Raw genomic sequence first — 7,267 nt, 5'->3', positions numbered from 1 at the left:
GCAGCTCGCGTTTGAGGATCTTGCCCGAGGCGTTGCGGGGCAGCTCGTCGACGAACAGGATCCGCTTGGGGATCTTGAAGCCGGCGAGGGTCTTGCGGGCGTGCTCGGTCAGCTCCTGCGCTGTGACGTCGGCCTTGCGCACGACGACCGCGACGACGGCCTCGACCCACTTCTCGTCGGGCATCCCGATGACGGCCACCTCACCGACGGCCGGGTGCGTGTAGAGCGCGTCCTCGACCTCGCGCGAGGCGACGAGCACACCGCCGGTGTTGATGACGTCCTTGATCCGGTCGACGACGAAGACGTAGCCCTCCTCGTCCATCCGGACGAGGTCGCCGGAGTGGAACCAGCCACCGGCGAAGGCCTCCTCGGTGGCCTCCGGGTTGTCCCAGTAGCCGTCGCACAGGTGGGGCGAGCGGTAGACGATCTCGCCGGTCTGCCCGACCGGGACGTCCTGGCCCGCATCGTCGACGACGCGCGCCTCGACGAACAGGCACGGCCGTCCGGCCGAGTCGGGCCGGTCGGCGTGCTCCTCGGGACGCAGGATCGTTGCGAGCGGGGCGATCTCGGACTGGCCGAAGCAGTTGTAGAAGCCGATCCCGGGCATCTTCGCCTCGAGCCGCTTGATGATCGGCACCGGCATGATCGAGGCCCCGTAGTAGGCCTTGCGCAGCCCGGACAGGTCACGCGTCGAAAAGTCGGCGTGGTTGGTCAGGGCCACCCAGAGCGTCGGCGCCGCGAAGAAGGCCCGGTGCCCGTCCTGCTCCATGCGCCGCAGGATCTCGCCGCCGTCCGGCACCTCGAGGAGGGTGTTCGTCGCGCCGATCGCGAGCCACGGCATGAGGAAGACGTGCATCTGCGCCGAGTGGTAGAGCGGCATCACGTGCAGCGGCGCGTCGTCCGCCGACAGGTCGAGCCCGACGATGCACGAGACGTACTCGTGCACGAGCGCCCGGTGGCTCATCATCGCCGCCTTGGGCCGGGAGGTGGTGCCGGAGGTGAAGAGGAACTGGGCCAGGTCGGTGTCGGTCACGTCGACCTCGAACGCGGCAACCACACCCTGCGTCGCGGTCTCGATGAGTGACCCGGCCTTGTCCCGCAACGGGATCCGGTGCTCCAGCTGCGCGAGCACCTCCGCGTCGACTCCGCCGAGCGGCCCTTCGAGCGCCGGGTCGACGAGGATCGCCCGCGACCCCGACTGTTGGATCAGGTAGCTCAGCTCGGCGCCGGTGAGGTTGTAGTTGAGCGGGACGTGCACGAGCCCGGCGCGAGCGCAGGCGAGGAAGCCGATGAGGTAGGCGTCGGAGTTCTTGCCGTAGGCCGCGACCCGGTCACCCTTGGCGAGCCCGAGACCCAGCAACCGGCTCGCCGCGCGGGAGACGGCGTCGTCGAGAGCGGCATACGTCCACTCCCGGTCACCGAAGAGCAGGGCCACCCGGTCGCGGTAGGTGTGGGCGCTGCGGCGGATGATGCCGTCGACGGTGCTGGATCGAAGGGCGTGGCTCACGGGCACTCCTTGGTGCGGGCCCGCTGGACGGGCATCCCGGTCAGGTGTAACGACCCTAGACCGACCCTTCCCGCGTGAGGAGGGCCGGGGGCCGCCGCTCGGGCCAGGCGGTCGCGGCGTGCCAGCTCGCGGCGAGGCGCAGCACGGCGGTGTCGGCGTGGTTCGGGCCGATGACCTGCAGGCCGATGGGCAGACCCGAGCGGCCGAAACCCGCCGGCATCGCGAGGGTCGGGGCGCCGAGCAGCGTGCCGATCGTGGAGACCTCCATCCAACGGTGGTAGGAGGACATGGTGCGCCCTGCGACATGCCTGGGCCACGTCGTCTCGACGTCGAACGGCATGACCTGCGCGGTCGGCAGGAGCGCGTAGTCGGACGTCTCGAACAGGTCGAGGAAGCCCCGGTAGAGGTCGGAGCGGCGGGCCGAGGCGGCGAGCAGGTCTCCTGCCGTGATCGGGCCGGCCCCCTCCCCGTCCAGGCCGTGCAGCAGCCCCTCGATCTCGTAGAGCGCCTCGGGTTTGAGCATCGCCCGGGTTCTCGGGTCGTCGTAGAGGGGCTGGTTGACTCCCCCGGCGAGCACGTGCCGATAGGTGCGCCACAGCTCCCAGAGGTCTGCGCTGCCGCGGAAGGTGCCGTGGGCGGGCAGGTCGCCGCGGACCGTGACGTCGAACCCGAGGCCGGCCAGCCGGTCGACGGCGGCGTCGCAGACCTCGAGGACCTCCGGCTCCATCGGCAGGTAGCCGCCGAGGTCGCGGAACCAGACGACCCGCCCGCCGGTGAGGGGTTGGCACGCGGTCGCCACGTCGATGCCGGGGCCGTCGAGCGAGAGCGGGGCCTGGGCGTCATACCCGGCCATGGTGCCCAGCAGGAGAGCGAGGTCGAGGGGGGTGCGGGCGATCGGGCCGTCGACGCTGCCCTGGCTGACGAAAAGCTCGCCACCACCGGATGGGACGCGTCCGAAGGAGGGGCGCAGGCCGTAGACGTTCGTCCAGCCGGGCGGGTTGCGCAGCGAGCCCATGAAGTCGCTGCCGTCGGCGACCGGGACCATGTGCAGCGCCACCGCGACGGCGGCGCCCCCGCTGCTGCCGCCGGCCGTGCGACCGAGGTCGTAGGGGTTGCGGGTGACGCCGTGGACGGGGTTGTACGTGTGCGAGCCGAGGCCGAGCTCGGGGGTGTTCGTCTTGCCGACGAAGACGGCGCCGGCGGCCCGGATGCGCCGCACGAAGATCGCGTCGGAGGTGGCCGGGGGGACCGACTCGAAGGGACGGTGGAAGCCCTTGGTCGTCGGGAGCCCGGCCACGTCGGCCAGGTCCTTGACCGCGTGGGGGAAGCCGTGCATCCAGCCCTGCCGCTCCCCGCGGGCGAGCAGCGCGTCCTTCTCGGCCGCCTCGGCGAGCAGCTCCGCGCGCGGGCGCAGGGCGACGATGGCGTTGACGCGCGGGTTGAGCCGTTCGATCTGGTCGAGGTATGCCGCCATCACCTCGACGCACGTGACGTGACCTCCCGCGATCGCTGAGGACAGCTCGGCCGCGCTCCAGTCGACGATGGCGCGCAGGTCGTCCGGGCGGGTGGCCGGCTTCGTCATGCGTCAGATCGGGGGACGGCCGCCAGAAGCCGGTCGAGCTCCACCCTCAGCCCGTCGGCCAGGGCCTGCGGGTTGGGGCACAGCTGGCGCACCGTGGTGATGGTGACGTTGACGTCCTGGTCGTACGTGATGGCGGCGATGAAGAGGTGGATCGGCGGGCAGATGATGCCGCGCAGGAAGGTGTTGGTGATCCGGCGGGTCGCCAGGTAGAGCGGCTGCCGGGGCCCTGCCAGCGTCGAGACGGTGAGGTTCTGCGTCGGCGGGAACAGGCCGAAGGCCTTGGTCCCGGCGAAGGCCATTGCCGCCGTGACGATCCCTGGCAGCAGCAGGTCACCGATGTCGGCGAGCGACTCCCATTCGGCCGTGGAGCGCGGCAGGTCCTCCTTGGCCGCAGCCGAGCTCGTGCGCACCGCGGCCAGGCGATCGATCGGGTCACCGAGGTGCACGGGAAGCTCGACCCACATCGTGGTGATGTGGTTGCCTTGAGCGCCGCCGCCTCCGGTCCGCACGTTGACCGGGCAGGTGGTGCGGATCGGCCCGTCGGGCAGGTCCCCCTGGGCCGCCAGGTAGTCGCGCATCGCACCGGTCACGAGCGCCAGCAGGACGTCGTTGACCGTCGCGCCGGGAACGATTCGACGCACGGACTGCACCTGCTCGAAGGGCAGGGTGGTGACCGCCATCGACTTGAGCGGGTCGCTGACGTGCTGGTTGAACAGCGTCACCGGAGGGGCGTCGGTCAGTGAGGGAAGGTAGCCGGGCAGCCGAATCGACGCCGCACCAGGCGATCCCGCACGGGCACCCCCCTGGTCGGCGGCACCCGTCAGGAGCTGGGCCGAGCTCGCCACCAGCTGCGGCACGGTTGCCGCGAGCCGACCCAGGAGCCGCTGGGTCGCGACGGTGTTGGCGACTAGACGGCTCGGAATCTCGAGAAGGGCACGGCGCGCCAGGGACGGGTATTCCCGGCCGGCGACTGGCGACGGCTCTCGGTCGCGCAGGACCGGGGTGGGTTCGTCGTCGAGGAGCACCTGCTGCAGCGCGATCATCCCCATGCCGTCGATCACCGCATGGTGCAGGCGCAGCACCAGTGCCGCCCGACCATCGGCCAGGCCGGTCAGGTACCAGGCCTGCCAGAGCGGCCTGCCACGGTCCAGTGGCTCGGCGGAGACCTCGAGGGCGGTCGCGAGCATGGCCGGCAGGTCTCCTGGCGCCGGGACCACACGATGGCGCACGTGGGCGTCGAAGTCGACAGCGTCCGCCTGGGTCCAGCGATCCTCGCCGATGCCCAACGGCGCATGGGCGACCATGCGGTTGGCGACCGGCGAGTCGGCCATGCGCTGGCTGAAGATCGCCCGGATGTCGTCGAAGGGCAACGGCCCTTCTGGTGTGGCCTCGAGGAGGTAGATCCCTGCGACGTCCATCGGATAGCCGTCGCGCTCCAGGCGCAGGTAGATGCTCTCCATGCTGTTCATCGACGGCATCTGCGTCCCTCCCGAGTCTGGCATGGCCCATTATGCTCGGTTCCGTCCGTCGGGCTCCTCGTACTGCTTCATTCGGTCCGCCGGCAACCTGCCACACGACGGGGTTGCACCGTGGTTGGGCACGATCCAGGGTCGCGCAGGCGCGCATCGCCCAACGATCTTGTTGGGTATAGTTCCTTATGGAGGTGCAACGCCATGACCGTCACGAGACCGCAGCCGCGAGCGCGCACCAAGAAGCACCCCATCACGTCGGCCGACGCTGAGTCCCTGACAATGCAGCGGACTGAGTTCCTCGTCGAGGCTCTCGGCGGCATCACTCGTCTCGCCGAACTGCTCGACGTGAGCAAGAGCCAGCCCAGTCGGTGGCGCTCAGGCAAGGAACAGCCAAGCCCAGCCAAGGCGCGCGAACTGATCGACCTCGATCACGTGCTCGCCCGTGCCACCCTCATCTGGGAGTCCGAGGTGGCGATCGACTGGCTGTTCGGCTCCAACTCGTACCTCGACGGTGCACGTCCGATCGACGTCCTTCGGGTTCGAGGTTCATCCGAGGTACTGGATGCCCTCGATGCTGCCGCAGCGGGAGCGTTCGGGTAAGTGCTCGTCTACCGAACCTTCCCTTACCTCCAAGCAGCCAGGATCGGGGAGCCAGGGCACCCCATGTACGTCCACCGCCCGCAGGGTCGCGGACGCCTCGACAACCCCGACCGCTATGACGCCTGGTACTTCGGAGTCACCCCTGAAACGGCCGTTGCCGAGACGTTCGCCGACCTCGCGGTCTGGCGCTCCGGGATGTTCGACTTCCCCGCAATGCCAGGAGCGAGACGCGTCCTCGGAGTATTCGAGATCCCCGACGACGCTCGGATCTTGGATCTCGATGACGCCAACGCTCTCCGCGATCGCGCGCTCAGGCCGACTCAGGTTGTCGCGCGCATCAGGCCGGCAACTCAGGGCTGGGCATTAGGAATCTTCAACGAGACCGACACCAGTGGGCAGCGGAAGTGGGATGGCGTCCGGTGGTGGTCGTACCACCGACCACATTGGGCTGTCATCGCACTCCTGACCCCGCGCGACGAGACCCCGATCCACTCCTGCCTGCGAACCGAGCGCCTGACGATGACGCACCCGGCCGTCGTGGACTCGGCACGCTCGCTCGGAAGGCGCATCCTTCGCTGAATCCCGCCGCTGCGGGCTGTTCCATCTGGGCGTGCGGCCCCGGCAGATGCTGCGGCGCCCGCTGCAGGACCACCTGCGGCACGTCAACACCGAAGAGCGCCTGCCGGTCGTGACGGTCGAGGCGGCATGGACCGCCCCCGGCGCAGCCCCCGTGAAGACCTTCTACGCCGGCCAAGCCCGCACCGAGGATCGCTGAGGGCGACTCACTAGCACCGAGGCGGTATAGCGGGCCTGATCAGCAGAACCCCCGGAGCACAGGATGGCGGATGGCGCTGATGGAGCCGCCTGTCGGAATCGAACCGACGACCTATTCCTTTCGGTTCGCGACAAAAGCACTGCCCCGAACGCCGTAGGTTCCGCCGCGAACATCGACGCTGACCTGCACAGCCATTGCTTCGACGTTCACCGCGACCCCCGAATGTCGTCGGCTCAATCACGGACATCCTCGGTTCAATCATGGCATCGAACATGTACTTCTATGGATGCCCCGGCCACTCGCAGGCTTGCCCGGCCGCAGCAGAAGAGGAACGACCCGCGGGTTAACGCGCGTCAAGATGCTGGGCCCCAACGCCGGCCCAGGCGGTGAGCGGGTGAGGGTTTCGCGGGCCAGCGTGGACCGGTGGATCCGGGTGTGGCGCACCGGTGGGTTCACAGCTGCCCTCGGCCCGTCACGTCAAGCCGTCACCCCGGCGGCGTTGCGCGAGCTCGCGGCGGCGCTCAAACGCGAGGTCCCCGCCCGCATCGCCGCGCAGGTCCCGGTGATCCCGACCGAGCACGGCACCACGGTGGTGCCCTCGGCAGATCCCACAGCCTCCACCGAATGGACTCCGACTGCAGCCCATTACTTACGACTTCGGCAATCCAGGCGATGACGTCGCTCTTGGAGATCCTCCCGAGACGCCACGTTCCCCACTTGGGAACGATGTGGCGCCGGACGATGCCTCGATAGCGATTCGCCGTCGAGGCCCTTCAGATGAGGAAGTCCCTCTGCCGACTGCTCAGCAAAGGGGCCAAACGCGGCCTTGGCAGCAGACGGGTCGATGCAGTGGCCGCTATGCATCTCCGCCCGGAGCTGGTCGAGCCACCGCTGCGCGTCGCCCTTGCGGTCGAACCACTTCTTCCGCTGCCGCCCCGCCGGATCTCTCCAACGGGCTAGCCAGCGGCCGTCGCGCGCGTCGCGGGTGACTCTCGCCATCTCAGCTGGCTTGGTCCAGTGCCCAGCGACGGACGCTGTCCGGGTCGAACCGGAGGTGCTTGCCCAGACGGAGCGCGGGCGGACCGTCACCGCGGTGGCGCCACTGATAGAGGGTTCCCACAGGCACGGCCAGGAAGACGGACACGTCCCGAATCGTCCACAGGGGCGGAAGCGTCGCCTCGCTTTGTTTGGTCTCCGTGCTCACGGTTCCTCCTTGGCTGACGCCGCGACGTTGGGTCGCACCCTTCACCCACCCCAAGGGGCCGGCCGACTCCCGGCGGTCACCCGGCATCCAATGAAAAGAATTCGCTGGCAAGTGACCGCCCGCCAGC

General features: G+C 69.4%; 7 protein-coding genes and 1 pseudogene. 3 read left to right on the top strand and 5 right to left on the bottom strand.

The window, feature by feature from the left end; genetic code table 11:
• From L0H79_RS19200 to L0H79_RS19190, 3 genes are all read right to left on the bottom strand, one after another.
• Window positions 1-1,507: fatty acyl-CoA synthetase (locus tag L0H79_RS19200; protein WP_301486250.1), on the bottom strand; the 1,507-nt coding region annotated here is incomplete at its 3' end.
• Window positions 1,508-1,562: 55 nt separating this feature from the next.
• Window positions 1,563-3,089: an amidase gene (locus L0H79_RS19195; protein WP_301486249.1), complete on the bottom strand. Its 1,527-nt coding sequence runs from the start codon at window positions 3,087-3,089 to the stop codon at window positions 1,563-1,565.
• Window positions 3,086-4,558 (bottom strand): wax ester/triacylglycerol synthase family O-acyltransferase, encoded by a 1,473-nt coding sequence (locus L0H79_RS19190; RefSeq protein WP_301486248.1) that lies wholly within the window; start codon window positions 4,556-4,558, stop codon window positions 3,086-3,088. The genes L0H79_RS19195 and L0H79_RS19190 overlap by 4 nt, the downstream gene beginning before the upstream one ends.
• Before the next feature lie 204 nt (window positions 4,559-4,762).
• Here L0H79_RS19190 and L0H79_RS19185 point away from each other — a divergent pair, with 204 nt between their 5' ends.
• From L0H79_RS19185 to L0H79_RS19175, 3 genes are all read left to right on the top strand, one after another.
• On the top strand, window positions 4,763-5,161 hold the full coding sequence (locus L0H79_RS19185; RefSeq protein WP_301486247.1) for an antitoxin Xre/MbcA/ParS toxin-binding domain-containing protein: 399 nt from the start codon (window positions 4,763-4,765) through the stop codon (window positions 5,159-5,161).
• Window positions 5,162-5,224: 63 nt separating this feature from the next.
• Entirely contained in the window at window positions 5,225-5,740 is a 516-nt protein-coding gene (locus L0H79_RS19180) for an RES family NAD+ phosphorylase (protein WP_301486246.1), read from the top strand.
• Window positions 5,741-5,771: 31 nt separating this feature from the next.
• Window positions 5,772-5,936, top strand: coding sequence for a hypothetical protein (locus tag L0H79_RS19175; RefSeq protein WP_301486245.1), 165 nt, complete (start codon window positions 5,772-5,774; stop codon window positions 5,934-5,936).
• 521 nt (window positions 5,937-6,457) lie between these two features.
• Here L0H79_RS19175 and L0H79_RS22300 read toward each other — a convergent pair.
• Both L0H79_RS22300 and L0H79_RS19170 read right to left on the bottom strand, forming a co-directional pair.
• Window positions 6,458-6,697, bottom strand: a pseudogene (locus tag L0H79_RS22300) (hypothetical protein); the annotation flags it as partial.
• 239 nt (window positions 6,698-6,936) lie between these two features.
• Entirely contained in the window at window positions 6,937-7,140 is a 204-nt protein-coding gene (locus tag L0H79_RS19170; RefSeq protein ID WP_301486244.1) for a helix-turn-helix domain-containing protein, read from the bottom strand.
• Window positions 7,141-7,267 lie beyond the last annotated feature (127 nt).

Source organism: Intrasporangium sp. (assembly GCF_030452765.1).
GTDB lineage: Bacteria > Actinomycetota > Actinomycetes > Actinomycetales > Dermatophilaceae > Intrasporangium_A.
The sequence above is the reverse complement of the archived record's forward strand: the minus strand, read 5'-3'. Positions and strand labels throughout refer to the sequence as shown.

Excerpts from the sequence above, each read along its gene's own strand:
- L0H79_RS19190 (WP_301486248.1), bottom strand. The coding sequence starts at position 4,558 with ATGAACAGCATGGAGAGCATCTACCTGCGCCTGGAGCGCGACGGCTAT.
- L0H79_RS19180 (WP_301486246.1), top strand. The coding sequence starts at position 5,225 with ATGTACGTCCACCGCCCGCAGGGTCGCGGACGCCTCGACAACCCCGAC.
- L0H79_RS19185 (WP_301486247.1), top strand. The coding sequence starts at position 4,763 with ATGACCGTCACGAGACCGCAGCCGCGAGCGCGCACCAAGAAGCACCCC.
- L0H79_RS19195 (WP_301486249.1), bottom strand. The coding sequence starts at position 3,089 with ATGACGAAGCCGGCCACCCGCCCGGACGACCTGCGCGCCATCGTCGAC.